This is a genomic window from Paraburkholderia sp. BCC1884, from assembly GCF_900996225.1.
GTDB lineage: Bacteria > Pseudomonadota > Gammaproteobacteria > Burkholderiales > Burkholderiaceae > Paraburkholderia.
Genome location: NZ_CAAJGL010000146.1, coordinates 1 through 490, shown reverse-complemented (window position 1 = coordinate 490; position 490 = coordinate 1). Strand labels below are relative to the sequence as shown.

Annotated in this window: 1 protein-coding gene; it reads right to left on the bottom strand. The window is 50.6% G+C overall.

Annotation, left to right across the window (positions count from 1 at the left end; genetic code table 11):
• Nucleotides 1-267: 267 nt before the first annotated feature.
• Nucleotides 268-490, bottom strand: a 223-nt coding sequence (locus FQ705_RS34360; RefSeq protein WP_222105687.1) for a hypothetical protein, incomplete at its 5' end; no start/stop codon positions are given.

The window sequence follows — 490 nt, the reverse complement described above, 5'->3', positions numbered from 1 at the left end:
CGACCATGCACGACGCCGACAGTTACCGCTCACAATCCTTCGAAATTCCTGACGTTTGGCTTTGACGCAAACATTTGCAGTGGTGCAGGATTAACCAGTGCAGTGGCCCATGTCGCCATTCACTCCATCCGGAAAGCCGCACGGCATCCCGCCATGTACGGCTGAAACATTCTCGATCCCGTCCCTTCTTCCGTTCCGATCCGCTCGGAAATGAACAATCACTCGGTCGTTCCCAGCTGGTCCTTATTCGTATCGAGATGAAGTCTGCTACTCCGCGTCAAATTTCAATGCATTGACTGAAATCAATTTCCCCTGAACTTCACGCAGGCATTTCCGCCGAATGTGACAAATCTCAATAAGTAGTGTCATGTTGGCGGCTTGATTGATTCCGACAACAACACGGCGAGAACAGACATTCGCAAATCGGCGGGCGAAGGTCGCCCCTATGCTACGGCGCATAAAACAGAAATGTAAGAAATTGTTAAGGGGT